The following is a 24,805-nucleotide window of genomic DNA, read 5'->3' as shown; positions in this document are numbered from 1 at the left end:
CCCGGCTCAGCCGACCCGGATGGTCGGCTCGTGACGGACGGGAAAGTTGACCGAATTGGCGATGAAGCACGCCTGATGGGCGTCATGGTGCGCCGAACGCGCCCGCTCCACCATCGCCGCGTCCGCGACGGTGACCACCGGATTGAGCACCACCTCGGTAAAGCGCCCACTGTGCCCGGCCGCCTCCTCCATGACCCCGGTGGCCACGTCCTCGTACGCCGTGATCCTCACCCCGTCCCGGGCGCATACCGACAGGTACGTCAGCATGTGGCACTGCGAGAGTGAGACCAGCAGGAACTCCTCCGGATTCCAGCACCCCGGATCCCCCAGAAACGCCGGATCGGCGCTGCCCCGCAGGGTCGGCTTGCCGTCCCCGAGAATGTCGTGCGACCGCTCGTAGCCCCGGTAACCACTCGTCCCCGAACCGGTATTGCCGGTCCACCGGACGGTGGCGCGGTAGAAGTGCTGTCGACCCATCGGCTGTGTGCTCCCTGTCGTGTCTACGGGCGGCGGATCTTTTTCTTGCGTTTCCCGAAGACCTTCTTGTAGCCGGCGAGTTGCTCGGCGACGGCTTTGGTCTTGGGATGCTCTTCGCCGAGTGTTCTGCGAAATCCCTCGAGGCTGTTCCGCAGAAGCGCGCGCGCTTCTTTGCGCCGCCCGAGATGGCTCAGCACGGAGGCCAGATTGGCAGCGGTGGTGAGTGTGTTCGGGTGCTCCGGGCCCAGGGTCGCGCGGTGTTTGTCGAGCGTGCTCTGGAGCAGCGCGCGAGCCTGGACGTGCTGGTTGACGCGCATCAGGACCGTTGCGAGGTTATGAGCGACAGTAAGAGTGTCGGGATGTGTGTCGCCGAGCATGGCGCGGCTTCTGTTGAGCGTGTCATCGAGAATTGAGCGAGCGCGTGCGTGGTGACCGAGGTAGGTCAGACTGGACGCGAGGTCCCTGTAGGAGTCCAGAGTGTGGGGGTGATCCTCGCCCAGGACCTTGCGTCGCCGGGTGAGGACGTCCTCTCTGAGCGTCTGCGCTTTGTGGTGGTGACCCAGATCTTTCAACGAAGCGGCCAGGCCGCTGGCCGCGTTGAGGGTGTTGGGGTGGTTGTCGCCGAGGGTTTCGCGACTGCGGTCGACGGTGCCCTCGAGCAGCGCGCGAGCCTGGACGAACTCGCCGAGATCCATCAGAGTGACGGCGAGGTTAGTGGCGCTGATCAGCGTGTCGGGGTGGTTCTCTCCCAAGACCCTGCGCTGACGCTTGAGAACGTCGTCCTTGAGTGCTCGTGAGGCGTGGTGATCGCCGAGCGTATCCAGGGTGACGGCGAGGTTGTTGCCTGAGGTGAGGGTGTCTCGATGATCTTCGCCCAGTGTGCTTCGACGTCGTCGCAGCACGTCTTCCTCGATCACTTGGGCCTCGTGGTACTGACCCAGGTTGGTGAATGCGGTGGCGAGTGCTGTGTTGGCGGCGAGCGTTGTCTCGTGATCGTCACCCAGGGCGTTGCGGCTGAGTTCCACAACGTTCTCGATCACCGCGAGTGCCTGACGGTAGCGACCCAGGATGTTCAGACTGTCGGTGAGAAGAGTTTCGGCGGTCAGCAAATGCGGGTGATCCGGGGGAAACTCGGCTGACCACCGCTGGTGCAGTGCGCGCGCCGCATCGTGTGCCGCGGAGGTCGTCCCTCGCATCAGCAGATACTGCGTGGCATCGAGCGACAGCTCACGCATGTCGTCATCTTGCGTCCAGGTCTCGCTCAGCGTCATCACATGCGGCAGAAGGCCGGCCCACTCCTGCCAGGTGGCCGGGTCCCTCCCCTCGTCATCGGGCCTCACGCTGATCACCAGGTTCTTGGCGTGTTCGTGTGCGCTTTCCTGGGCGGCGCTGGTCGCATTCGCGCCCGTACGGTCCCTCAGGACCGCGGCGGTGAGGCGGTGGATCGTCAGCCCGCCGTGTTGGGGCCGCACCAGCCCAAGCCTGGCCATCGCGGCAATGGAGTCGGCGACCGCTACCAGGTCTGAGACCAGGCCGTTCAACGAGGGTGGCAGCTCGACCCCCGCTTTGGTGAGCCATGTGTCAAGAGGGATGGGCTCGGGGGCGAGAAAGGCACAGATCCGGAGGAGCTCCGATGCCACGGGATCGGTGCGGGCGAGGTGAGCCGAGGAGAGCCGTACCGCCGCGCCGAGGGTCTTGTGCCGGTAGGTGATCGGGGCACTGCGGTCGAGGAGGCGGCTGGTGGCAGTGAGGTCCTTGAGGTAGGTATCCACGGAGAAGCCGGAGGTGGCGATGAGGCCACCCGCCTGGGCGAGGGCGAGCGGCAGATCCCCAAGAGCCTCGGCGAGCCGATCGGCCTCGGTCTGCGGGAGCTTGGGCACATACGCGGCCAGCAGGGACCGGGACTCGGCGCGCGCGAAGAGGCCGATGTCCATGGGGGTGGCGGCGCTGTGCCACCCCGGGTCGCGCGAGGTGATCAGCACATGGCCGCCGCCCTCGGGGAGGAGGCTCCTGAAGGTGCCGGGGTCCTCCGCGTTGTCGAAGACCAGCAGCCATCGACCGTTCGTGCGCAGATACTGGCGGGCGCTCTGGGCCGCGTCCGCCACCGGCATGGTGGCGGGCACCGTCTTGAGCGTATGAGCCAGGTCCGCGAGCTGGCTGTCGAGCGTGACGGTCTGCTCGGCATCCAGCCACCACACCGTGTCGTACTGCGAGGCGAAGCGATGGCAGTACTCGGCCGCGGTCTGTGTCTTGCCCACGCCGCCCATGCCGTGCAACGCCTGGACGGGGGACCGGGACTGAAAGGTCGTACGAATGCGGTCGAGTACCTCGTCCCGGCCGGTGAACAGGGGAAGCCGTGGCGGGACGTTCGATGCCCTGGGCGTGGACGCGGGTAACCGGGGGGCCGCTTCGTCCCGGTCTCCGAGCGTGGCCGCCGAACCGGGGAAACCGGGCTTACCCTGCGGCCCGGCGGGCTGACCGACGGCGCTCAGCAGCTCCGTGAGCGCCTCCTCCTCGCTCTTCCCGTACAAGATGCCGGCCTTGATCGGGCGGAGCAGATCGGGGATCTCGCTCTTCTCCAGCTCGGCCACATGCAAGGGGATGAAGCCGCCCGTCCCCCGCTCACGGTCGTCGAACGCGGCGGTCCACTCGTCCCGGGTGTACCGGGGGCGCTCGAAGTACGACCGTGACAGCAACGCGAGGAAACGGTCGGCGCGGGCCAGTGCGTCACTCATGCGCAGCGTGGTGTTGTCCCCCGCCTGCCAGTGCCAGTGATCGAACTCCACGCTGAAACCGTGCTGCTGGAGGTGCCAGGCGACCCATTCGGCCCAGGCCCGCTCCACTCCGGCGTAGCTGATGAAGAAGTCGACCTTCTCCGGAGCGCCCGACACCGTCTCCATGTACCCCCCTGCACCAGGCCAACGGTCCTCCAGTATGCCTATTGGCGAGGAATTAAACTCTCGTCGGGTGACAAGCGAAGCGGAACCGACAGGGATACTCGGCAGCCGGCCGACGCTCAGCCAGGACCAGGTCAAGCACCTGGAGTTCATCCAGGCCGTCATCACCCGGCTCGGCACCAATTCCTTCCTGGTCAAGGGCTGGTGCCTGACGCTGGCCGCGGGGCTGCTGGCGTTCGCCGCCGAGGGCTCGCGCTTGTCGGTGGCCGCGACGGCCTTCGTTCCCCTGGTGGCGTTCTGGTTTCTCGACGGCTACTTCCTGTGGCAGGAGCGGCTGTTCCGCAAGCTCTACGATCAAGCGCGGAAGCCAGGTGCCGAGGTGGAGCTCTTCTCCATGAATCCGTACCCCTACGCGGGGCAGGTGCGGTGGTGGCAGGCCACCTTCTCAGTCACTCTCTCGCTCTTCTACGGCGGGATCGGGGTCGCGCACCTCGCCGTGCTGCTCGCCGTCGTTCTCGGCTGAACTCCGCAGAGCAACGCGCAGGCGCTCGGCCAGTTGGTCCAGGTGTTCGGGTGCCGAACTGCGCGGCGGGGGCCAGATGCGGCCCATGCGATCGTTCTCGTTGCGGGGAACGATGTGCACGTGTACGTGCATGACGCTCTGCGTCGCCACGGAGCCGACCGAGGTGATGATGTTCATCCCTTCGGGCTCGAACGCGGTCCGCACCGCGTGCATGACCTGCCGTACGGCACGCGTGAGCGCGAAACTCGTCGGCTCGTCCAGCTCCCAGGCATCCCGCACATGCTGCCGTGGGATGACCAGGACATGGCCCGCAACGGCCGGTGTGAGCGGGAGGAAGGCGACCGTTTCCTGATCGGAGTGGACGATGCGCGCGGGCTCGACCCCTTCCACGATGCGGCAGAAAACGCAGTCGTCCATGGCCTCTCCCACGCGCTCAGGCGTCAAACCGACGATCAACCGGCCGGTACTCCCCAGCAGTGATCGCCGCCTTGAGTTCGTCGGCGATCCGCTGGTACTCGCGCTCTCCGCCGCTGCCCCGCACCGCTGTCACCGACCACTCTCCGATCTTCTCCAGAGACACCCTAGGTGTCCGCTGGTCTTGCGCCCGGTCCACGAGTCGGTGGCGCGGGCCCAGCGGCACGGTCGTCGGCTTCCTGACGCACAGGATGTTCGTCGGCAGCGGCAGCGGCAGCCAGGACCCGGAACCTGGCCGCGCGTAACGCGGCCATGGACCTGCGCTCGGAACGCGTCGCACCAGCCGTACCGACGGCCCGTCTCGAAGAGATCAGCCACCGCGCGATCGTGCTGTGACCCTCTCCGACCGTCGGCCGCACGGCAGCGTCGGCGCTGACAGGGTGTCCCGCACCCAGGAGCAGCGCGTCCTGGTACAGGGCCACTGACCTGCCCAGACTCGGTGGGGCAGGGCAGAACGGGATCAGGAGCGAAAGGGATATCGCCATGAACGCCATCACCGAGACGGGCAAGGTCGTGCTCATCACCGGGGCCGGCAGCGGGATCGGCGAGGCGACCGCGCGTCGGCTCGCCGCCGAGGGGCACCGGGTGTATCTGGGGGCGCGGCGGACCGAGCGGCTGGGGGAGCTGGCCGGGCAGATCACCGCCGAGGGCGGCAGCGCGGCGTACCAGCGGCTGGATGTCACCGCGGCCGGGGACATGCGGGCCTTTGTGGCGGCCGCCCGGGAGCGGTTCGGGCGGGTGGATGTGATGGTCAACAACGCCGGGGTGATGCCCCTCTCGCCGCTCGAGGCGCTGAAGGTCGACGAATGGGACCGGATGCTCGACGTGAATGTGCGCGGTGTGCTGTACGGCATCGCCGCGGCGCTGCCGGTGATGAAGGAGCAGGGCGGTGGGCATGTCGTGAACATCGCCTCGGTCGGCGCGTACGAGGTGTCGCCCACGGCCGCGGTGTACTGCGCCACCAAGTTCGCCGTACGCGCCATCTCGGAGGGGCTGCGCCAGGAATCGGCCGGTGACATCCGGGTCAGCCTGGTCTCCCCGGGCGTGACCGAGTCCGAACTCGCCGACTCCATCTCCGATCCGGCAGCCCGTGAGGCCATGAAGACCTATCGCTCGGTGGCCCTCCCCGCCTCCGCGATCGCCGATGCCATCGCGTACGCCATCAGCCGGCCGGCCGAGGTCGACGTCAACGAGATCGTGGTGCGCCCGGTCGCGAGCGCCCAGTAGGGGCCCGCGCGGGCGCGCGAACTGCCGCGGCAGCGGTCCGGCCCCGTGGGCTGTCGACTTGACGCCGCTGCCGGGGGCCGCTTTGATCACAACAGCCGCACGGGTGTACCGCCCCCGTGCCGCCCGAGAGGTACGCCCAGCCGGTAGGGGTCCGGTTACGGTCCCGAGCCCGGACTCAGTCGCCAGGACGGCGGATGCCATCCGAGGCGGGGCCGTTACCCGCGAGTGTTGGAGCCTCCATGCCAGCCAGCCATGCCGCCCGCCTTCGTCGCCGCTGGGTCCTCGCGTCGGTGGCGACGGCCGCGGCCGCCGCGGCCGCCGTCGTGGCCGTGTCCATGTCCTCTGGGGCCAGCGCGTCCGAGGTGGCGCTGCCGCCCGTCCACGGCGGCTTCGACTACCAGATCGGCGGGGAGTACACCCCGCCGAAGGGCGTCGACATCGTCAGCCGCGACCGCGCGGACTCCCCGGCGGACGGGCTCTACAACATCTGCTACGTCAACGCCTTCCAGGTCCAGCCGGGCGAGCGCGACCAGTGGCCCGACGACCTGCTGCTGCGTGACCGCGACGGCGATCTCGTCATCGACACCCACTGGAAGGAACCGCTGCTCGACATCAGCACCGCCAAGAAGCGCGAGCGCGTGGCGGAGAAGGTCGACGGCTGGATCGACGGCTGCGCCGAGGACGGCTTCGACGCCGTCGAGCCCGACAACTACGACAGCTACGAGCGCTCCCAGAAGCTGCTGACCACCACTCACGCCAAGGAGTTCATGGCGCTGCTGTCGGAGCACGCGCACGCCCAGGGGCTGGCCATCGCGCAGAAGAACACCGCGGCGCTCCTCTCCGACCGTAAGGCGGCCGGGCTGGACTTCGCGGTGGTCGAGGAGTGCGGCCAGTACGACGAGTGCGGTGAGTTCGCCACGGCCTACGACGACCATGTGGTGGTCGTCGAGTACGGCGAGGAGGGCTTCGCCAAGGCGTGCGAGGGCTGGGGCGACCGGCTCAGCATCGTCCTGCGGGACGAGGACGTCTCGACCGACGACGGTGAGGATTACGTCCGCGAGACCTGTTAGGGAATCCCGGCGCATCCCCGCGTCCCCGCCGGACTGCGGGGACGCGCCTCGGTCTCAGACGCCCAGCTTGGCCTCACGTGCCGAGGCCACGGCCTCCTTGTCGCCCTCCAGTCCGACCCGGGCGGCCTCCTGGCGGCCGCTGAGGAAGAGCGCCAGCTCGCCCGGTTCGCCGGTGACCGTGACGACCGGGACGCCGCGGTGGGCCACCGCCGTACGGCCGTCCGGACGCCGCAGCACCAGGCCGACGGGGGAGCGGCGGCCGAAGATCCGGGCGCCGCGCTCGATACGGGACCACAGCGTGTCGGCGAAGACCGGGTCCAGCTCGCGCGGTGTCCACTCCGGGCGGGCGCGGCGCACATCCTCGGCGTGGACGTAGAACTCGAAGCTGTTGGCCGCCTCGTCCACCTGCTTCAGCGCGAACGGCGACATCCGCGGCGGACCGGTGCGGAAGAGCTGGAGCAGCTCTTCGTACGGCTTCGCCGCGAACTCCTCCTGGACTCGGGCCAGCCGCGCGGCCAGCGGCTTGACCAGCACCCCGGCGGCCGCGTCGGGGCGGCGCTCGCGGACCACCAGATGGGCCGCCAGATCGCGGGTGCTCCAGCCCTCGCACAGCGTCGGGGCCCCGGGGCCCGCGCCGTCCAAGAGGTCGGCGAGGAGCAGGCGTTCGCGCTTCGCGTGAGTGGACATGCGTCTACCCTACGACCGGGGCCCGCCCGCTGCCATGAGAAGCGCCGCCGCGCGCCCCGCCGGGGGCCGCCCTGCCCGGGCCTATCCCGGCAGGGGCTTGCTCAGCTTCTTGCCGTCGCGTGCGGCGCTCAGCGTGAGTGCGCAGGAGACCTGGTCCTCGCCCTGGATGGAGTAGGTGCCCAGGGCGGGATACAGCGCGTAGTAGTAATACATCCGGCCGTCGTTGGGGATGGTCTTGAGCCGCTTCTTGGCGTCCGTACCGCACAGCGACAGCGCCTTGGTCTGAATCGCCTTCTCGGAGGAGAAGTCGCCGCTCAGCTTCTCGTTGGCGATCACCTCGCCGTCGTGCGGGCCGTGGCAGGAGCGCTTCTCGACCTTGGTGACGCTGCTGTCCATCGCCGGGTGGTCGAAGCACTGGCCAGGGTCGAGCACCACATACGGCACCCTGTCACCGGGCTCACCGGACTCCGACGCGTCCGGGGCCGCCGAATCCGAGGTGTCCGGATCCGCGTCGGGGGCATCGCTTCCACCGCCCAGCGGCGCGCCCTGGCCGGGGTCCTCCGAGCCCGGCGGGGCGGCGGATACCCCGCCGTCCGAGGGCGAGGAGAGGGGGCGGTCCGAGGCGGAGGCGGACGGGCCGGCGTCGGCCGCGGTCTTCTTGTCCCCGTCGTCCTTCGTCCCGATGACGATCGCGCCGACGACCACCGCCACGGCCACCACCGCCGCGATGACGATCGCCGCGACCTTGGAACCGCCGGGGCTGGGCGGCGGGGGAGGCGGCGGCAGCGCGCCCGGGGGTACGGCCCCCGGCGGCAGCGCGCCCGGAGGTGGCCCGCCGGGCAGCAGGGCCGGTAGGGCGGGCGGGCCGAAACCGCCGCTCGGCTGTCCGGGCGGGCCCGGCTGGGCGTACGGACCGGGCTGGGCCTGCGCCCCGGGCCCGCCCGGCTGCGCGGGCCGGGCCGCCGCGGGCGGCGGCCCGAAGCCCTGCTGCGGCTGCCGCGGAGCCTGCGGGGGCTGAGACGGTGGTTGCTGCTGCGGCTGCGGCGGTGGACCGAACCCCCCGCCGTTTCCAGGCCGGTTGGGGTCATTCGACGGCGGCGGAAACGTCATGCCCGAAGCATGCCCCATTCCACCGACAACCCGACCATCGGGCCCGGGATACCGGCCCGGCGGAGATCATTCGCTAAGACCCCCCTCCGGGCGTGCAGAATGGTCGCATGACCGGCTCCGACCGCCCCTCCGCCCTCGCCCCGGCCCTCGCCGCCCGCCTCAAGCGCGGCGCCGACGGGCTGCTGCCCGCCATCGCCCAGCAGTACGACACCGGTGAGGTGCTGATGCTCGGCTGGATGGACGACGAGGCGCTGCACCGCACTCTCACCACCGGCCGCTGTACCTACTGGAGCCGCAGCCGCCAGGAGTACTGGGTCAAGGGCGACACCTCCGGCCATGTCCAGCTGGTCAAGTCCGTCGCCCTCGACTGCGACGCCGACACCATCCTCGTCAAGGTCGACCAGGTCGGCGCCGCGTGCCACACCGGCGACCGCACCTGCTTCGACGCCGGCGACCTCCCGCTCGGCCCGTAGACCGGCCGGCAGACCGGCCGCCGGACCGGCCGTCCCCGCACCCGCCCCGGCCGTCCCCGCACCCGCCCCATCACCGCACCCGCCCGCCGGGCTCCCCAGCCCTTGACCCAGGACGTTGTCACGATGGATCTCGAGACCTTCCGCAAGCTGGCGGCCGATCGCCGCGTCATCCCCGTCAGCCGCAAGCTGCTCGCGGACGGCGACACCCCCGTGGGCCTCTACCGCAAGCTGGCCGCCGAGCGCCCCGGCACCTTCCTCCTCGAATCCGCCGAGAACGGCCGCTCCTGGTCCCGCTACTCCTTCGTCGGCGTCCGCAGCTCCGCCACCCTCACCGAACGCGACGGCCGCACCCACTGGCTGGGCACCCCGCCGGTCGGCGTCCCCACCGAGGGCGACCCCCTGCAGGCGCTGCGCGCCACCGTCGAGACCCTGCACACCCCCCGCGACCTCGGGGGTCTGGCCCAGCTGCCGCCGTTCACCGGCGGCATGGTCGGCTACCTCGGCTATGACATCGTCCGCCGCCTGGAGAAGGTCGGCGAGCACGGGCGGGACGATCTGCGCCTGCCCGAGCTGACCATGCTGCTCACCTCGGACCTCGCGGTGCTGGACCACTGGGACGGCACCGTGCTGCTGATCGCCAACGCGATCAACCACAACGACCTCGACACGGGGGTGGACGAGGCGTACGCGGACGCCGTGGCCCGGCTCGACGCGATGGCCGCCGACCTGGTGCGCCCCGTGCCGACCGACCCCACCGCGCTGCCCGAGTCGGAGCTGCCCGAGTACACCGCGCTGTGGGGCGGCGAGGACTTCATGGCGGCCGTGGACGACATCAAGGAGCGCATCCGCGCGGGCGAGGCGTTCCAGGTCGTCCCCTCGCAGCGGTTCGAGACGCCGTGCTCGGCCAGCGCCCTCGATGTCTACCGGGTGCTGCGCGCCACCAACCCGAGCCCCTATATGTACCTCTTCCGGTTCGAGGGCTTCGATGTGGTGGGCTCCAGCCCGGAGGCCCTGGTCAAGGTCGAGGACGGCCGGGCGATGCTGCACCCCATCGCCGGCACCCGCCGCCGGGGGGCCACCCCGCAGGAGGACGCGGCCCTCGCCGAGGAGCTGCTGGCCGATCCCAAGGAGCGGGCCGAGCATCTGATGCTCGTCGACCTCGGGCGCAATGACCTCGGGCGGGTCTGCGAGCCCGGCAGCGTGGAGGTCGTCGACTTCATGTCGGTCGAGCGCTACAGCCATGTCATGCACATCGTCTCGACGGTCACCGGCAGCCTCGCCGAGGGCCGTACGGCCTTCGACGTGCTCACCGCCTGCTTCCCCGCGGGCACCCTCTCCGGCGCCCCCAAGCCGCGGGCGCTGCAGATCATCGAGGAGCTGGAGCCGAGCCGCCGCGGGCTCTACGGCGGCTGTGTCGGCTATCTCGACTTCGCGGGCGACTCCGACACCGCGATCGCCATCCGTACCGCGCTGCTGCGCGAGGGCACGGCCTATGTCCAGGCGGGTGCGGGGATCGTCGCCGACTCCGAGCCGGCCGCCGAGGACGCGGAGTGCCGCAACAAGGCGGCGGCGGTGCTGCGGGCGGTGCATGCGGCGGGCCGGCTGGGGCGGTAGTTCCCGGTAGTTCCCATATCCCCCACCCGAGGACGGTCCCGTACCCGGGTGGGGGATAGTGGTAGGCGTGACTGCAGCAGCCGTACCCCAGCCAAGGGCCGAGAACGAGCCCTCCGCCCCCGCCGCGCGCGGCCGCCGAAGCAGCCTTGCCATCGCCCTGCTCGCCGGTGCGCTCGGCGCCGCCCTCGTCCTGCTGGCCACCAGCCGCAAGTGGGCCGAGGGCACCGCCTCCGTCGCCCAGGGCTCTCTCCCGCAGAGCGCCAACGGCGATGACATCACCGGGCTGCCCGGTGCGCTGGCGATCGTCGGCCTCGCCGCGCTGGTCGCGATCTTCGCCGTGCGCCGCCTCGGCCGTGGCGCCGTCTCGGCGCTGCTCGCCCTCAGTGGCGCGGGCATCGTCGTCAGCTCGGCCCTCGGCGCGACCGACAAGGCGGCGCTGGAGGAGAAGGCGTCCAAGGTGAGCGGTCTGACCCACAGCCCCATCCACGACGTGGCGTACACCCCCTGGCCGTGGGTCGCCGCGGCCGGCGGCGTGCTGCTGCTGCTCGCGGGCGTGCTCGCCCTGGGCTACGGTCGCCACTGGCCGGCCATGTCCGGTCGCTACGAGCGCGCGGGCACCGCGGGCACCGTGGGCCGGGCCCGCACCCGGCGCGGCGGCCCCGCCCCCGACCCGGACCGCCCCGAGGAGCTGTGGAAGGCCCTGGACCGGGGCGAGGACCCGACCCGGGCCCCGGCGCGGCAGGACGCCGAGCGGGGCGCCTAGCAGCTTCTTCGCGCCCCCGTCCGGTCTCGGACCGCGATGTCCACCCCCGCTCAAGGGCATTTCGCGCGTCGGGGACAATGGCCTGGGAGCGTTCGCCCCCGAGCGCCCGGACCAGGCGCAGTACAGCTACGAGGAGAATTCATGGCGGGTCACAACCACGGACACACCCCGGCCGCCTGGACCGGTGTCACCATCGCCTTCATCGGCTTCTGCGTCGCCGGCGCGTTCACCGTGGCGGCCAACCCACTCGGCTTCTGGGTCGGCATGGTGATCATCGTCCTCGGCGGTGTCGTCGGCGCGGCGATGCGCGCGGCCGGGCTGGGCCTGCCCAAGGCGCAGCACTCGCTCCCGCAGCCGCAGCCCCAGCCCACGGCGCAGGCGCAGGCACAGACCCAGCAGTGAGCCCGGGCGCGGCCCGGGGCCGCGCCCGCCTCCACCGCGCTCGGCACTGAGCCGTACGGAGGCCGGCGTATCGGCCCTGAGCTGCGCCTTCGTGGATCCCGGGGGAGACTTGGCGGTGTGACCGAACCACTGCCGACCGCCCCGGCCCCCGTGGCGCGGCGTCTCGTGGCACCTTTCGGGGTGCTCGCGGGCGTTCTCGCCGCCTTCGGCTACGTCGGCGTCGTTGACCCCCGGGAGCCCGGTCACTACCCCGTCTGCCCGTTGCTGCGGTTCACCGGGCTGTACTGCCCCGGCTGCGGCGGGCTGCGCGGCGCCCACGCCCTGGCCCACGGCGATCTGGCGGCCGCGCTGCGCGACAACGCCCTCGCCGTCGGCTGTTACGCGCTCTTCGCCGTCTGCTGGGTGGTGTGGTGTGTGCGCGGACGCTTCCCGGCGGCGCGGCCGTGGCATGCGGGGGCGCTCGGCGCGGTCGCGCTGGTCTTCACCATCATCCGGAATTTCCCGTTCGGGGGACTACTGACGCCGTGACCGCTGTTGTGTATGTGCATGTGGGGGCCGTCCGCGTCAACCGGATGCGAGACCTCGGCCTCCTGGCGGCTACCATCGCAGTGCCAGGTGAGGCGGTATGCCGCCACATCCGGCGGATTCAAAGCCAGCTTCATCCCCGTCACGGAAGGGGGCCCGCTCGATGAGTGTGCTCGACGAGATCATCGACGGAGTCCGTGCCGACCTCACGGAGCGGCAGGCGCGCGTCACCCTCGACGAGCTCAAGGAGCGGGCGGCCAAGGCCCGGCCGGCGAAGGACGGCGTCGCGGCGCTCAAGGGCGACAGCGTCAAGGTGATCTGCGAGGTCAAGCGGTCCAGCCCGTCCAAGGGCGCGCTCGCCGCGATCGCCGACCCCGCGGGGCTCGCGGCCGATTACGAGGCGGGCGGCGCATCCGTCATCAGTGTGCTGACCGAGCAGCGGCGCTTCGGCGGCTCGCTGGCCGACCTGGAAGCCGTAAGGGCCAAGGTCGACATTCCGGTGCTCCGTAAGGACTTCATCGTCACCTCCTACCAGCTGTGGGAGGCGCGGGCGTACGGCGCCGACGTCATCCTGCTGATCGTCTCCGCGCTGGAGCAGGAGGCGCTGGTCTCGCTCATCGAGCGGGCCGTGTCGATCGGGCTGACGCCGCTGGTCGAGGTGCACGACGAGGACGAGGTCGTCCGGGCGGTCGACGCCGGGGCCCGGGTGATCGGCGTCAACGCGCGCGACCTCAAGACCCTCCAGGTGGACCGCTCGACCTTCGCACGCGTCGCACCGGAGATCCCGGACCACATCGTCAAGATCGCGGAGTCGGGGGTGCGCGGTCCGCACGACCTGATCGCCTACGCGAACGACGGCGCGGACGCGGTGCTGGTCGGCGAGTCCCTGGTGACCGGGCGCGACCCCAAGGCCGCGGTGGCCGATCTGGTGGCGGCGGGCGCCCACCCGGCGCTGCGCCACGGCCGGGACTGACGAGACGGGACCGGCGGACCGTGGAGACGTACGCGCGCCTGGCCCGGGGCTGTCGGCCCCGGGGCTGCCGCGCGCCCGCGAGGCGGGTGCGGGGGCGGCGCGTGCGCTACCACATCGGATGTGAGCCGGGGCAGATCAACGGGCGGCGATGGCGTCGGACGGCAACGCGCTGAGCGTGCGCTGCAGGCCGTAGCCGAGGGCCGTATCCGGGGCGTTTCGCCCGGCGGGCCATGGCTTTTCCACCCGTCGCATCCGTTGCGGGGCGCTGCCCCGATCGAGGAGTACCACCCATGTCCTCTGATTTCTTCATCCCCGACCCGGAGGGTCGAGTGCCCAGCGCCGAGGGCTATTTCGGCGCCTTCGGCGGCAAGTTCATCCCCGAGGCGCTCGTCGCCGCCGTCGACGAGGTCGCGGCCGAGTACGAGAAGGCCAAGACGGACCCCGCCTTCGCGGCCGAGCTCGAGGATCTGCTGGTCAACTACACCGGCCGGCCCAGTGCGCTGACCGAGGTGCGGCGGTTCGCCGAGCACGCCGGGGGCGCCCGGGTCTTCCTCAAGCGGGAGGACCTCAACCACACCGGCTCCCACAAGATCAACAATGTGCTGGGGCAGGCCCTGCTCACCAAGCGCATGGGCAAGTCCCGGGTCATCGCCGAGACCGGCGCCGGTCAGCACGGCGTGGCCACGGCCACCGCATGTGCGCTGTTCGGGCTCGAATGCACCATCTACATGGGCGAGGTCGACACCCAGCGGCAGGCGCTCAATGTGGCGCGGATGCGGATGCTGGGCGCCGAGGTCATCTCCGTGACCTCCGGCAGCCGCACCCTGAAGGACGCCATCAACGAGGCGTTCCGGGACTGGGTCGCCAATGTGGACCGCACCCACTACCTCTTCGGTACGGTGGCCGGCCCCCACCCCTTCCCGGCGCTGGTGCGCGACTTCCACCGGGTGATCGGCGTGGAGGCGCGGCGGCAGATCCTGGAGCGGACCGGGCGGCTGCCGGACGCGGTCGCGGCCTGTGTGGGCGGCGGATCCAACGCGATCGGGCTGTTCCACGCCTTCCTGCCGGACGAGAGCGTGCGCCTCGTCGGCTTCGAGCCCGCCGGACACGGTGTGGAGACCGGGGAGCACGCGGCCACGCTGAGCCAGGGCGAGCCCGGGATCCTGCACGGCTCCCGGTCGTTCGTGCTCCAGGACGAGGACGGCCAGATCACCGAGCCGTACTCGATCTCGGCCGGTCTCGACTACCCCGGCGTCGGGCCGGAGCACGCGTATCTGAAGGACATCGGCCGTGCCGAGTACCGGGCGGTCACCGACGACGAGGCGATGCGGGCGCTGCGGCTGCTCTCGGAGACCGAGGGCATCATCCCGGCGATCGAGAGCGCCCACGCGCTGGCGGGCGCCCTGGACCTCGGCCGTGAGCTGGGGAGCGACGGCCTGGTGCTGGTCAACCTCTCCGGGCGCGGCGACAAGGACATGGACACGGCGGCTCGGTACTTCGGGCTCTACGACCAGCAGAGCGACCAGGGAGCGAAGTGATGGCCGGGAATCTGGAGCTGCTGGGATCCGTCCTGGCGGCCGCCAAGGACGGGGGGCGCGCCGCGCTCATCGGCTATCTGCCCGCCGGTTTCCCCTCCGTCGACGGCGGGGTGGACGCGATGACCGCCATGATCGAGGGCGGCTGCGACATCGTCGAGGTCGGGCTGCCGCACAGCGATCCGGTCCTCGACGGGCCCGTGATCCAGACCGCCGACGACATCGCGCTGCGCGGCGGGGTCAAGATCCGCGATGTGATCCGTACGGTGGGGGAGGTGCACGCCCGGACGGGCGCCCCGATCCTGTGCATGACGTACTGGAACCCGGTGGACCGGTACGGCGTCGAGCGGTTCGCCGCCGATCTCGCCGAGGCGGGCGGCGCGGGCTGCATCCTGCCCGATCTGCCGGTCCAGGAGTCGGAGATCTGGCGGAAGGCCGCCGAGCAGCACGGTCTGGCGACCGTGTTCGTGGTCGCGCCCAGCAGCCGTGATGAGCGGCTGGCGAAGATCACGGCGGCGGGCAGCGGTTTCGTCTACGCGGCGTCCCTGATGGGCGTCACCGGAACGAGGGAATCGGTGGGCCAGGAGGCGCGCGAGCTGGTGGAGCGCACCCGCCGCACCACCACGCTCCCGGTCTGCGTGGGGCTCGGCGTCTCCAACGCCACTCAGGCCACCGAGGTAGCGGCGTTCGCCGACGGGGTCATCGTGGGCTCGGCCTTCGTCAAGCGGCTGCTGGACGCCGAGGGTGACACCGAGGCCGGTCTGGCGGGGCTGCGCGAGCTCGCGGGTGAGCTGGCGGAAGGCGTGCGCGCCGCCCGCTAGCGACTCGCCCGTTGGAGGGTCGCTCGTTAGAGGGAAGAACGGGGCGGAGGAGCCCGGCGGTGCTCCTCCGCCTCGTTGGCGAGGGCGTGAGCCAGAGAAACCGTGAGGGAAAGCGCGGCGCCCGAGAGCGCCTGAGGGAACAGCGCGAGCGGGAGCGGTCGCGCGCGAAGCGGAAGCGGACGCTGGGCGTCCTGGGGGCGGTGGTGGCCGTCCTCGCCGGGGCCGTGGGGGTCGGCATGGTCGCCTCCAGGACCGAAGACGACTCGGGCAAGTCGGGCAGCTCCGTGGTGCCACCGCGCGGAGCGGTCGGCAAGGGGCGCCTGGTGATCCCCTCGGGGATGGTGGGCAAGGCGGGGAAGGCCGGGCGGGCGGACAAGGCCGGGAAGCCGGCGCCGGTGACCCTGACGGTGTACGAGGACTTCCGCTGCCCGGGGTGCAAGCAGTTCGAGGACGTCTTCCGCGAGACCGTCCATGAGCTGCAGGACCAGGGCCGGATGAAGGTCGAGTACCACCTGGTGACGATCATCGACGGAAACCTCGGCGGCACCGGTTCGGTCCGCGCGGCGAACGCGGCGGCCTGCGCCCAGGATCAGGGCGCCGGGAAGTTCCGGGCTTACCACGATGTGCTCTACCGCCACCAGCCCGCGGAGACCCGGGACAGCTACGCGAAGAACGCCCGGCTGATCAAGCTCGCGGACCAGGTCCCCGGGCTGGTCACCCCCGCCTTCCGGAAGTGTGTCGAGGAGGGGCGGCACGACGCCTGGGTGCGCAAGTCCAGCGATGTCTTCGCCCATTCCGGCTATGCGTCCACGCCGACGGTGCTGCTGGGCGGGGAGTCCGTGTACGGCGACCCCGACAAGCCGCTGAGCCCCAACAAGCTCAAGCGCATGGTCCTCGCGGCGGCCCGGGACTGATCCTTGTTACGCAGCCGTTGCCGGGTGGGTTGCCGCATCTCCCGCCCGGCACGGTAGCGTCGGTCCTGTCATGGACCTCCTCGCTTACATCCCCAGCCCGTCGTCCGGCGTGATCTATCTCGGTCCGGTCCCGCTGCGCGGCTATGCCTTCTGCATCATCATCGGCGTCTTCGTCGCGGTCTGGCTCGGCGGGCGGCGCTGGGTCGCCCGGGGCGGCCGCGTCGGCACCGTTGCCGACATCGCCGTCTGGGCGGTGCCCTTCGGCTTGGTCGGAGGCCGCCTCTACCACGTCATCACCGATTACGAGCTGTACTTCACCGACGGCCGTGACTGGGTGGACGCCTTCAAGATCTGGCAGGGCGGCCTCGGGATCTGGGGGGCCATCGCGCTGGGCGCGCTGGGCGCCTGGATCGGCTGCCGCCGCCGGGGCATCCCGCTCCCGGCCTACGCGGATGCCATCGCGCCCGGCATCGCCTTCGCCCAGGCGATCGGCCGCTGGGGCAACTGGTTCAACCAGGAGCTGTACGGCAAGGAGACCACCCTGCCGTGGGCGCTGAAGATCGACGGCGATGCCGACGCGGGCCGGGTGGCCGGCACCTACCACCCGACCTTCCTGTACGAGTCGCTGTGGTGCGTCGGCGTGGCTCTCCTGGTGATCTGGGCGGACCGCCGCTTCAAGCTGGGGCATGGCCGTGCGTTTGCCCTCTACGTCGCGTCGTACACCGTGGGCCGCTTCTGGATCGAGTACCTCCGGGTGGACGACGCCCACCATGTGCTCGGGCTGCGGCTCAACAACTGGACGTCCGTCGTGGTCTTCCTGGCCGCGGTGGCCTATCTGGTGATCTCCGCGAAGAAGTCCCCCGGCCGCGAGGAGGTCGTCGAGCCCGCCGCGGTCGAGGACGGCGCGGACGCGAGCGGCGGACCGGCCCCGGCTGCCGCCACCGAGGTGGGCGAGGGCGCTCCGGCCGGGAGCGGTGGCGCGGACGAGACCGGTGCGGTGGCCGCCGAGGCGGAGTCCTCCAAGAAACCCTGACGCGCGTCGCGTCGCGTCCAACAGGCCGCCGGACCCCTCGGGGTTCGGCGGCCTCTTTACGTTTCCGCAGGTCAGCGAGGTAAGTTCGGCCTTCCTTGCTGGCGGAGCGGGGTAATTCGTGCGTACCTTCGAACCGTTGGGGTGAGGCCGCATCGCCACACCCTTCTCGAAGGGAGTACATCTTCATATGTCCGTCATCGATACCGCCGAGCCCCCGCACATCGCCCACCGCGACAACCACACCCACCGTGATGTGACCGGCGGCTGGCTGCGCCCCGCCGTCTTCGGAGCCATGGACGGACTGGTCTCCAACCTCGCGCTGATGACTGGTGTGGCCGGTGGCGCGGTGGACCGGCAGACCATCGTGATCACCGGTCTGGCGGGCCTCGCGGCCGGTGCCTTCTCCATGGCCGCCGGTGAGTACACTTCCGTCGCCTCCCAGCGCGAGCTGGTCCAGGCCGAGCTGGAGGTGGAGCGGCGCGAGCTGCGCAAGCACCCGGAGGACGAGCTGGAGGAGCTGGCGGCGCTCTATGTGTCGCGCGGTGTGGAGCCGGCGCTGGCCCGTGAGGTGGCCGAGCAGCTCTCCCGCGACCCCGAGCAGGCGCTGGGGATACATGCCCGCGAGGAGCTGGGCGTGGACCCGGACGATCTGCCCTCACCGCTGGTCGCGGCGGTGTCCTCGTTCGGCTCCTTCGCGCTGGGCGCGCTGCTGCCGGTGCTGCCGTATCTGCTGGGCGCCACGGCGCTGTGGCCGGCCGTGGTGCTGGCGCTGATCGGGCTGTTCGGCTGTGGTGCGGCGGTGGCGCGGGTGACCGCCCGTTCCTGGTGGTACAGCGGGCTGCGGCAGCTGGCGCTGGGCGGCGCGGCGGCGGGTGTGACCTATGCCCTGGGCGCTTTGTTCGGAACGGCCGTAGGATGACAGGCATACGGCGAGCCGCATAACTACGCCGTTACTCCTCGGTTTCGATCCTTTTGCAGACGGGCATAAGCCGAAAGCGCTTGGGCAGAGTCGCCCGGTCCGCGCTATGGCGACGTTGGTCGCCTCATCCACTACTGCCCGTATTGCCTGATATCACCCCACCTCTGGGGTGTCCGCATGATGAAACGGAATTTCCGCTTCCCGAGATTCGCCCCATCATGTAACCTGCACGAAATTCTCGCGGAGGGCCAACGTCGTCCCTCGGCACACGCACAATGCCATGACGACGACGGGAGAGCCGATGCGTTCCGCATCCCACCCCGCCCGCCAGGGGATGTACGACCCGCGCAATGAGCACGACGCCTGTGGCGTCGGCTTCGTGGCGACCCTCACCGGCGAGGCCAGCCATGAGCTCGTGGAACAGGCTCTCACCGTGCTGAGGAACCTCGAGCACCGCGGCGCCACCGGTTCCGAGCCCGACTCGGGCGATGGCGCGGGCATCCTGGTCCAGGTTCCGGACGCCTTCCTGCGGGCCAGTGTGACCGGCTTCGAGCTGCCCGAGGCCGGTGCCTACGCGGTGGGTATCGCGTTCCTCCCGGAGGGCGAGACCGAGAGCGCCGCCGCCGCCGAGCACATCGAGCGGCTCGCCGCCGAGGAGGGCCTGACCGTCCTCGGCTGGCGCGAGGTGCCCGTCGCCCCCGAGCTGCTGGGCAACGGGGCCCGTGCCACCATGCCCGCCTTCCGCCAGCTCTTCGTCGCCGACGGCACCAGCACCGGCGTGGCCCTGGACCGCACGGCGTTCGTGCTGCGCAAGCGCGCCGAGCGCGAGGCGGGGGTCTACTTCCCCTCGCTGTCCGCCCGCACCCTGGTCTACAAGGGCATGCTGACCACCGGCCAGCTGGAGCCGTTCTTCCCGGACCTCTCCGACCGCCGCTTCGCCACCGCCGTCGCGCTGGTCCACTCCCGGTTCTCCACCAACACCTTCCCGAGCTGGCCGCTGGCCCACCCGTACCGCTTCGTCGCCCACAACGGTGAGATCAACACCGTCCAGGGCAACCGCAACTGGATGCGCGCCCGGGAGTCCCAGCTGGTCAGCGACCTGTTCGGGGAGAAGGGGCTGGAGCGGATCTTCCCCCTCTGCACCCCCGACGCCTCCGACTCGGCGACCTTCGACGAGGTCCTGGAGCTGCTCCACCTCGGCGGCCGCTCGCTGCCGCACTCGGTGCTGATGATGGTCCCCGAGGCGTGGGAGAACCACCCCTCCATGGACCCGGCCCGGCGCGCCTTCTACCAGTACCACTCCACGATGATGGAGCCCTGGGACGGCCCGGCCTGTGTCACCTTCACCGACGGCGTCCAGGTCGGCGCCGTGCTGGACCGTAACGGTCTGCGCCCCGGGCGCTACTGGGTCACCGACGAGGGCCTGGTCGTGCTCTCCTCCGAGGTCGGCGTCCTGGACATCGACCCGGCCAAGGTGGTCCGCAAGGGCCGGCTGCAGCCGGGCCGGATGTTCCTGGTCGACACCGCCGAGCACCGCATCATCGAGGACGACGAGATCAAGGCCGAGCTGGCCGCCGAGCAGCCGTACGGCGAGTGGCTCGAGGCCGGTCTGATCGACCTGGCCGACCTTCCCGAGCGCGAGCACATCGTGCACACCCACGCCTCGGTCACCCGCCGCCAGCAGACCTTCGGCTACACCGAGGAGGAGCTGCGCGTCCTGCTCGCGCCGATGGCCAAGGCCGGCGCCGAGCCGATCGGCTCGATGGGCACCGACTCGCCGATCGCCGCCCTCTCCGAGCGGCCGCGGCTGCTGTTCGACTACTTCACCCAGCTCTTCGCGCAGGTCACCAACCCGCCGCTGGACGCGATCCGCGAGGAGCTGGTCACCTCGCTGATCTCCTCGCTGGGCCCGCAGGGCAATCTGCTGGAGCCGACCGCGGCCTCCTGCCGCAACGTCACCCTGCCCTTCCCGGTGATCGACAACGATGAGCTGGCCAAGCTCATCCACATCAACGCCGACGGGGACATGCCGGGCCTCAAGGCGGCGAACCTCTCCGGCCTGTACCGGGTCGGTGGCGGCGGTCAGGCGCTCGCCGCCCGGCTGGACGAGATCTGCGCCGAGGCCGACCGCGCCATCGAGGACGGCGCCCGGCTGATCGTGCTCTCCGACCGCCACTCGGACGCCGAGCACGCCCCGATCCCCTCGCTGCTGCTCACCTCCGCGGTCCACCACCACCTCATCGGCACCAAGCAGCGCTCCCAGGTGGGGCTGCTGGTCGAGGCGGGCGACGTCCGCGAGGTGCACCATGTCGCGCTGCTGATCGGCTACGGCGCCGCGGCCGTCAACCCGTACCTGGCGATGGAGTCGGTCGAGGACCTGGTCCGGGCCGGCACCTTCCTGCCCGGCGTCGACGCCGTGACCGCGATCAAGAACCTCATCAAGGCGCTCGGCAAGGGCGTCCTGAAGGTCATGTCCAAGATGGGCATCTCCACCGTGGCCTCCTACCGGGGCGCGCAGGTCTTCGAGGCCGTCGGCCTGGACGAGTCCTTCGTGGACACCTACTTCCACGGCACCACCACCAAGATCGGCGGCGTGGGCCTGGACGTCGTCGCCAAGGAGGTCGCAGCCCGCCACGCCAAGGCGTACCCCGCCTCCGGCGTCCCCTCCGCCCACCGCACGCTGGAGATCGGCGGCGAATACCAGTGGCGCCGTGAGGGCGAGCCGCACCTCTTCGACCCCGAGACGGTCTTCCGGCTGCAGCACTCGACCCGGTCGCGCCGCTACGACATCTTCAAGAAGTACACCGAGCGGGTGAACGAGCAGTCCGAGCGGCTGATGACGCTGCGCGGTCTGTTCTCCTTCAAGGGCGAGCGCCCCTCGATCCCGATCGACGAGGTCGAGTCGGTCAGCGAGATCGTCAAGCGGTTCTCCACCGGCGCCATGTCGTACGGCTCCATCTCCCAGGAGGCGCACGAGACCCTCGCCATCGCCATGAACCAGCTGGGCGGCAAGTCCAACACCGGTGAGGGCGGCGAGGACTCCGACCGGCTGCACGACCCCGCCCGGCGCTCGTCGATCAAGCAGGTGGCCTCCGGCCGTTTCGGCGTGACCAGCGAATACCTGGTCAACTCCGATGACATCCAGATCAAGATGGCGCAGGGTGCCAAGCCCGGCGAGGGCGGTCAGCTGCCCGGCCACAAGGTCTACCCCTGGGTCGCCAAGACCCGGCACTCCACCCCGGGCGTCGGCCTGATCTCCCCGCCGCCGCACCACGACATCTACTCGATCGAGGATCTCGCCCAGCTGATCCACGACCTGAAGAACGCCAACCCGCAGGCCCGGATCCACGTCAAGCTGGTCTCCGAGGTCGGCGTCGGCACGGTGGCCGCGGGCGTCTCCAAGGCCCACGCCGATGTGGTGCTGATCTCCGGCCACGACGGCGGCACCGGCGCCTCGCCGCTCACCTCGCTCAAGCACGCGGGCGGCCCCTGGGAGCTCGGCCTCGCCGAGACCCAGCAGACGCTGCTGCTCAACGGGTTGCGCGACCGCATCGTGGTGCAGACCGACGGCCAGCTCAAGACCGGCCGTGACGTGGTCATCGCCGCGCTGCTCGGTGCCGAGGAGTTCGGCTTCGCCACCGCGCCGCTGGTGGTCTCCGGCTGCGTCATGATGCGCGTCTGCCACCTGGACACCTGCCCGGTCGGCATCGCCACCCAGAACCCGGTGCTGCGCGAGCGCTACAGCGGCAAGGCCGAGTTCGTGGTGAACTTCTTCGAGTTCATCGCCGAGGAGGTCCGCGAGCTCCTCGCCGAGCTGGGCTTCCGCACCCTGGAAGAGGCCATCGGCCACGCCGAGCTGCTGGACACCGCCCGCGCCGTCCAGCACTGGAAGGCCCGCGGCCTGGACCTCGCCCCGCTGCTGTACGTGCCCGAGCTGCCCGAGGGCGCCGTCCGCCACCAAGTGATCGCGCAGGACCACGGACTGGCCAAGGCGCTCGACAACCAGCTGATCAAGCTGGCCGCCGACGCGCTGAACGCCGAGAGCGCCGAGGCCGCCCAGCCGGTCCGCGCCCAGGTCGCGATCCGCAACATCAACCGGACCGTCGGCACCATGCTCGGCCATGAGGTGACCCGGACGTTCGGTGGCGCGGGCCTGCCCGACGACACCATCGACATCACCTTCACCGGTTCGGCCGGCCAGTCCTTCGGCGCGTTCGTGCCCAGGGGCGTCACCCTGCGGCTCGAAGGCGATGCCAACGACTACGTGGGCAAGGGCCTCTCCGGCGGCCGGATCGTCGTCCGCCCGGACCGGGGCGCGGACCACCTCGCCGAGTACTCCACCATCGCGGGCAACACCCTCGCGTACGGCGCGACCGGCGGTGAGATGTTCCTGCGCGGCCGGGTCGGCGAGCGGTTCTGCGTCCGTAATTCCGGCGCCACCGTCGTCTCCGAGGGCGTGGGCGACCACGGCTGTGAGTACATGACCGGCGGCCACGCGCTCGTCCTCGGGCCCACCGGCCGTAACTTCGCGGCCGGTATGTCCGGCGGTATCGCGTATGTCATCGACCTCGACCCGGACAACGTCAACGTCGATCTGCGGGGCGCCCTCGGCGCGCTGGACGACACCGACAAGCAGTGGCTGCACGACGCGGTGCGCCGCCACCACGAGGAGACCGGCTCCACCGTCGCGAGTGCGCTGCTCGACGACTGGGAGACCGCCCTCACCCGCTTCAGCAAGATCATCCCCGCTACGTACCAGGCCGTGCTCGCCGCCAAGGACGCCGCCGAGCGTGCCGGACTCTCCGAGTCCGAGACCACCGAGAAGATGATGGAGGCGGCGATCAATGGCTGACCCCAAGGGCTTCCTGACCACTGGCCGCGAGGTCGCCCAGACCCGCCCGGTGGACGAGCGCGTCAAGGACTGGAACGAGGTCTACGTCCCCGGTTCGCTGCTGCCGATCATCAGCAAGCAGGCCGGACGGTGCATGGACTGCGGCATCCCGTTCTGTCACAACGGCTGTCCGCTGGGAAACCTCATCCCCGAGTGGAACGACTACGCCTACCGGCAGGACTGGCGCGAGGCCAGCGAGCGGCTGCACGCGACCAACAACTTCCCGGAGTTCACCGGGCGGCTGTGCCCGGCCCCGTGCGAGTCGGCCTGTGTGCTCGGCATCAACCAGCCCGCGGTGACCATCAAGAACGTCGAGGTCACCATCATCGACAAGGCGTGGGACGCGGGCGATGTCACCCCGCAGCCGCCCGAGCGGCTCAGCGGCAAGACCGTCGCCGTCATCGGCTCGGGCCCCGCGGGCCTGGCCGCCGCCCAGCAGCTCACCCGGGCCGGCCACACGGTCGCCGTCTATGAGCGGGCCGACCGCATCGGCGGGCTGCTGCGCTACGGCATCCCCGAGTTCAAGATGGAGAAGCGGCACATCAACCGCCGTATCGAGCAGATGCGCGCGGAGGGCACCAAGTTCCGCACCGAGACCGAGATCGGCCGCGACATCGACGCCGCCAAGCTGCGCAAGCGGTACGACGCCGTGGTCATCGCGGCCGGCGCCACCACCTCGCGCGACCTGCCGGCCCCCGGCCGGGAGCTGAACGGCATCCACTTCGCGATGGAGTACCTGCCGCTCGCCAACAAGGTGCAGGAGGGCGACCTCACCACCGCCCCCATCACGGCCGAGGGCAAGCATGTCGTGGTCATCGGCGGCGGCGACACCGGCGCGGACTGCGTCGGCACCGCCCACCGCCAGGGCGCCGCCTCCGTCACCCAGCTGGAGATCATGCCCAAGCCCGGCGACGACCGGAACGCCAACCAGCCCTGGCCGACCTTCCCGATGCTCTACAAGGTCACCTCGGCGCACGAGGAGGGCGGTGAGCGGATCTACTCGGTCTCCACCACCCACTTCGAGGGCGACGAGGACGGCAACGTCCAGTGGCTGCACCTGATCGAGGTGGAGTTCAAGGACGGCAAGCTGGAGCAGAAGCCGGGCACCGAGCGGAAGATCCCGGCCCAGTTGGTCACCCTCGCCATGGGCTTCACCGGTACCGACCAGAAGAACGGCCTGGTCGAGCAGTTCGGCCTGGAACTGGACGAGCGCGGCAACATCGCCCGCGACGCCGACTTCGCCACCAATGTGCCGGGCGTCTTCGTGGCCGGTGACGCGGGCCGCGGCCAGTCGCTGATCGTCTGGGCCATCGCCGAGGGCCGCTCCGCGGCGCGCGGGGTGGACCGCTACCTGGCCGGGGCCAGCGAACTGCCCGCCCCGATCCGCCCCACCGACCGGGCCCTCATGGTCTGACCCGGGCTCCGGTCTTCCCGGATCTCCGCCCGTACAACGGCGTACGGACCGGCCGCGCGGCGC

Annotated in this window: 22 protein-coding genes; 16 read left to right on the top strand and 6 right to left on the bottom strand. The window is 70.8% G+C overall.

Translation table 11 applies throughout. The features are described from left to right. Positions 1-6: 6 nt before the first annotated feature. Both AS97_RS14135 and fxsT read right to left on the bottom strand, forming a co-directional pair. Positions 7-477, bottom strand: coding sequence for an OsmC family protein (locus tag AS97_RS14135; RefSeq protein ID WP_210565006.1), 471 nt, complete (start codon positions 475-477; stop codon positions 7-9). A 23-nt stretch (positions 478-500) separates the two neighbouring features. Beyond that, the gene (fxsT, locus tag AS97_RS14130) at positions 501-3,377 is read right to left on the bottom strand and encodes an FxSxx-COOH system tetratricopeptide repeat protein (protein ID WP_210565005.1); all 2,877 of its coding nucleotides are present in this window, start codon (positions 3,375-3,377) and stop codon (positions 501-503) included. Between the two features lie 67 nt (positions 3,378-3,444). On the opposite strand from fxsT, the gene AS97_RS14125 reads away from it, so the two are divergent. Beyond that, positions 3,445-3,897, top strand: coding sequence for a hypothetical protein (locus AS97_RS14125; RefSeq protein ID WP_247204366.1), 453 nt, complete (start codon positions 3,445-3,447; stop codon positions 3,895-3,897). Here AS97_RS14125 and AS97_RS14120 read toward each other — a convergent pair. Further along, positions 3,820-4,353: an HIT domain-containing protein gene (locus AS97_RS14120; RefSeq protein ID WP_210565001.1), complete on the bottom strand. Its 534-nt coding sequence runs from the start codon at positions 4,351-4,353 to the stop codon at positions 3,820-3,822. The genes AS97_RS14125 and AS97_RS14120 overlap by 78 nt on opposite strands. Then, a complete protein-coding gene (locus AS97_RS14115; protein WP_236670233.1) occupies positions 4,331-4,477 on the bottom strand; it encodes a hypothetical protein in 147 nt (48 codons plus the stop codon). The genes AS97_RS14120 and AS97_RS14115 overlap by 23 nt, the downstream gene beginning before the upstream one ends. Positions 4,478-4,854: 377 nt before the next feature. Here AS97_RS14115 and AS97_RS14110 point away from each other — a divergent pair, with 377 nt between their 5' ends. Together AS97_RS14110 and AS97_RS14105 are read left to right on the top strand one after the other, a co-directional pair. Then, positions 4,855-5,598, top strand: a complete 744-nt coding sequence (locus AS97_RS14110; RefSeq protein WP_059145005.1) for an SDR family oxidoreductase — start codon at positions 4,855-4,857, stop codon at positions 5,596-5,598. A gap of 239 nt (positions 5,599-5,837) precedes the next feature. Then, entirely contained in the window at positions 5,838-6,668 is an 831-nt protein-coding gene (locus tag AS97_RS14105; RefSeq protein ID WP_210564999.1) for an endo alpha-1,4 polygalactosaminidase, read from the top strand. Between the two features lie 54 nt (positions 6,669-6,722). Here the strand turns inward: AS97_RS14105 and AS97_RS14100 are convergent, their stop codons facing one another. Next, the gene (locus tag AS97_RS14100; protein ID WP_210564997.1) at positions 6,723-7,355 is read right to left on the bottom strand and encodes a TIGR03085 family metal-binding protein; all 633 of its coding nucleotides are present in this window, start codon (positions 7,353-7,355) and stop codon (positions 6,723-6,725) included. A gap of 81 nt (positions 7,356-7,436) precedes the next feature. After that, on the bottom strand, positions 7,437-8,465 hold the full coding sequence (locus tag AS97_RS14095) for a hypothetical protein (protein ID WP_210564995.1): 1,029 nt from the start codon (positions 8,463-8,465) through the stop codon (positions 7,437-7,439). Between the two features lie 107 nt (positions 8,466-8,572). Between AS97_RS14095 and hisI the strand changes: the two genes are divergently transcribed. The 13 genes from hisI to AS97_RS14030 all read left to right on the top strand — a co-directional run bounded on the left by hisI (position 8,573) and on the right by AS97_RS14030 (position 24,742). Beyond that, on the top strand, positions 8,573-8,938 hold the full coding sequence (gene hisI / locus AS97_RS14090; RefSeq protein WP_059145002.1) for a phosphoribosyl-AMP cyclohydrolase: 366 nt from the start codon (positions 8,573-8,575) through the stop codon (positions 8,936-8,938). A 123-nt stretch (positions 8,939-9,061) separates the two neighbouring features. Then, a complete protein-coding gene (locus tag AS97_RS14085; RefSeq protein WP_125758799.1) occupies positions 9,062-10,552 on the top strand; it encodes an anthranilate synthase component I in 1,491 nt (496 codons plus the stop codon). A 67-nt stretch (positions 10,553-10,619) separates the two neighbouring features. Then, entirely contained in the window at positions 10,620-11,315 is a 696-nt protein-coding gene (locus AS97_RS14080) for a TIGR02234 family membrane protein (RefSeq protein ID WP_059145000.1), read from the top strand. 141 nt (positions 11,316-11,456) lie between these two features. Beyond that, on the top strand, positions 11,457-11,717 hold the full coding sequence (locus AS97_RS14075) for an HGxxPAAW family protein (RefSeq protein WP_125758802.1): 261 nt from the start codon (positions 11,457-11,459) through the stop codon (positions 11,715-11,717). A gap of 117 nt (positions 11,718-11,834) precedes the next feature. Next, complete coding sequence (locus AS97_RS14070; protein ID WP_086708544.1) at positions 11,835-12,245, top strand: DUF2752 domain-containing protein; 411 nt, start codon at positions 11,835-11,837, stop codon at positions 12,243-12,245. 160 nt (positions 12,246-12,405) lie between these two features. Then, complete coding sequence (gene trpC, locus AS97_RS14065; RefSeq protein WP_059144997.1) at positions 12,406-13,215, top strand: indole-3-glycerol phosphate synthase TrpC; 810 nt, start codon at positions 12,406-12,408, stop codon at positions 13,213-13,215. Between the two features lie 290 nt (positions 13,216-13,505). After that, entirely contained in the window at positions 13,506-14,753 is a 1,248-nt protein-coding gene (gene trpB / locus AS97_RS14060) for a tryptophan synthase subunit beta (protein ID WP_086708543.1), read from the top strand. Beyond that, complete coding sequence (trpA, locus tag AS97_RS14055; RefSeq protein ID WP_086708542.1) at positions 14,753-15,571, top strand: tryptophan synthase subunit alpha; 819 nt, start codon at positions 14,753-14,755, stop codon at positions 15,569-15,571. The genes trpB and trpA overlap by 1 nt, the downstream gene beginning before the upstream one ends. 86 nt (positions 15,572-15,657) lie before the next feature. Further along, positions 15,658-16,485, top strand: coding sequence for a thioredoxin domain-containing protein (locus AS97_RS14050; RefSeq protein WP_125758804.1), 828 nt, complete (start codon positions 15,658-15,660; stop codon positions 16,483-16,485). Between the two features lie 70 nt (positions 16,486-16,555). Then, positions 16,556-17,518 carry a prolipoprotein diacylglyceryl transferase gene (gene lgt, locus AS97_RS14045; protein ID WP_059144994.1) on the top strand — a complete coding sequence of 321 codons (963 nt, stop codon included), beginning with the start codon at positions 16,556-16,558 and terminating at the stop codon, positions 17,516-17,518. A gap of 187 nt (positions 17,519-17,705) precedes the next feature. Beyond that, positions 17,706-18,437, top strand: coding sequence for a VIT1/CCC1 transporter family protein (locus AS97_RS14040; protein WP_059144993.1), 732 nt, complete (start codon positions 17,706-17,708; stop codon positions 18,435-18,437). Between the two features lie 301 nt (positions 18,438-18,738). Next, positions 18,739-23,289 carry a glutamate synthase large subunit gene (gene gltB, locus AS97_RS14035; protein ID WP_210564992.1) on the top strand — a complete coding sequence of 1,517 codons (4,551 nt, stop codon included), beginning with the start codon at positions 18,739-18,741 and terminating at the stop codon, positions 23,287-23,289. Further along, the gene (locus tag AS97_RS14030; protein WP_059144991.1) at positions 23,282-24,742 is read left to right on the top strand and encodes a glutamate synthase subunit beta; all 1,461 of its coding nucleotides are present in this window, start codon (positions 23,282-23,284) and stop codon (positions 24,740-24,742) included. Before gltB ends, AS97_RS14030 begins: the two co-directional genes overlap by 8 nt. Positions 24,743-24,805: the final 63 nt, after the last annotated feature.

This window comes from Streptomyces sp. AgN23 (genome assembly GCF_001598115.1).
Taxonomy (GTDB): Bacteria; Actinomycetota; Actinomycetes; order Streptomycetales; family Streptomycetaceae; genus Streptomyces; species Streptomyces antimycoticus.
This window is presented reverse-complemented; position numbering and strand designations above follow the sequence as displayed.

Excerpts from the sequence above, each read along its gene's own strand:
- AS97_RS14040 (WP_059144993.1), top strand. The coding sequence starts at position 17,706 with ATGTCCGTCATCGATACCGCCGAGCCCCCGCACATCGCCCACCGCGAC.
- trpC (WP_059144997.1), top strand. The coding sequence starts at position 12,406 with ATGAGTGTGCTCGACGAGATCATCGACGGAGTCCGTGCCGACCTCACG.
- AS97_RS14075 (WP_125758802.1), top strand. The coding sequence starts at position 11,457 with ATGGCGGGTCACAACCACGGACACACCCCGGCCGCCTGGACCGGTGTC.
- AS97_RS14105 (WP_210564999.1), top strand. The coding sequence starts at position 5,838 with ATGCCAGCCAGCCATGCCGCCCGCCTTCGTCGCCGCTGGGTCCTCGCG.
- trpA (WP_086708542.1), top strand. The coding sequence starts at position 14,753 with ATGGCCGGGAATCTGGAGCTGCTGGGATCCGTCCTGGCGGCCGCCAAG.
- trpB (WP_086708543.1), top strand. The coding sequence starts at position 13,506 with ATGTCCTCTGATTTCTTCATCCCCGACCCGGAGGGTCGAGTGCCCAGC.
- AS97_RS14095 (WP_210564995.1), bottom strand. The coding sequence starts at position 8,465 with ATGACGTTTCCGCCGCCGTCGAATGACCCCAACCGGCCTGGAAACGGC.
- hisI (WP_059145002.1), top strand. The coding sequence starts at position 8,573 with ATGACCGGCTCCGACCGCCCCTCCGCCCTCGCCCCGGCCCTCGCCGCC.
- gltB (WP_210564992.1), top strand. The coding sequence starts at position 18,739 with ATGCGTTCCGCATCCCACCCCGCCCGCCAGGGGATGTACGACCCGCGC.
- AS97_RS14110 (WP_059145005.1), top strand. The coding sequence starts at position 4,855 with ATGAACGCCATCACCGAGACGGGCAAGGTCGTGCTCATCACCGGGGCC.
- AS97_RS14085 (WP_125758799.1), top strand. The coding sequence starts at position 9,062 with ATGGATCTCGAGACCTTCCGCAAGCTGGCGGCCGATCGCCGCGTCATC.
- lgt (WP_059144994.1), top strand. The coding sequence starts at position 16,556 with ATGGACCTCCTCGCTTACATCCCCAGCCCGTCGTCCGGCGTGATCTAT.
- AS97_RS14135 (WP_210565006.1), bottom strand. The coding sequence starts at position 477 with ATGGGTCGACAGCACTTCTACCGCGCCACCGTCCGGTGGACCGGCAAT.
- fxsT (WP_210565005.1), bottom strand. The coding sequence starts at position 3,377 with ATGGAGACGGTGTCGGGCGCTCCGGAGAAGGTCGACTTCTTCATCAGC.
- AS97_RS14030 (WP_059144991.1), top strand. The coding sequence starts at position 23,282 with ATGGCTGACCCCAAGGGCTTCCTGACCACTGGCCGCGAGGTCGCCCAG.
- AS97_RS14100 (WP_210564997.1), bottom strand. The coding sequence starts at position 7,355 with ATGTCCACTCACGCGAAGCGCGAACGCCTGCTCCTCGCCGACCTCTTG.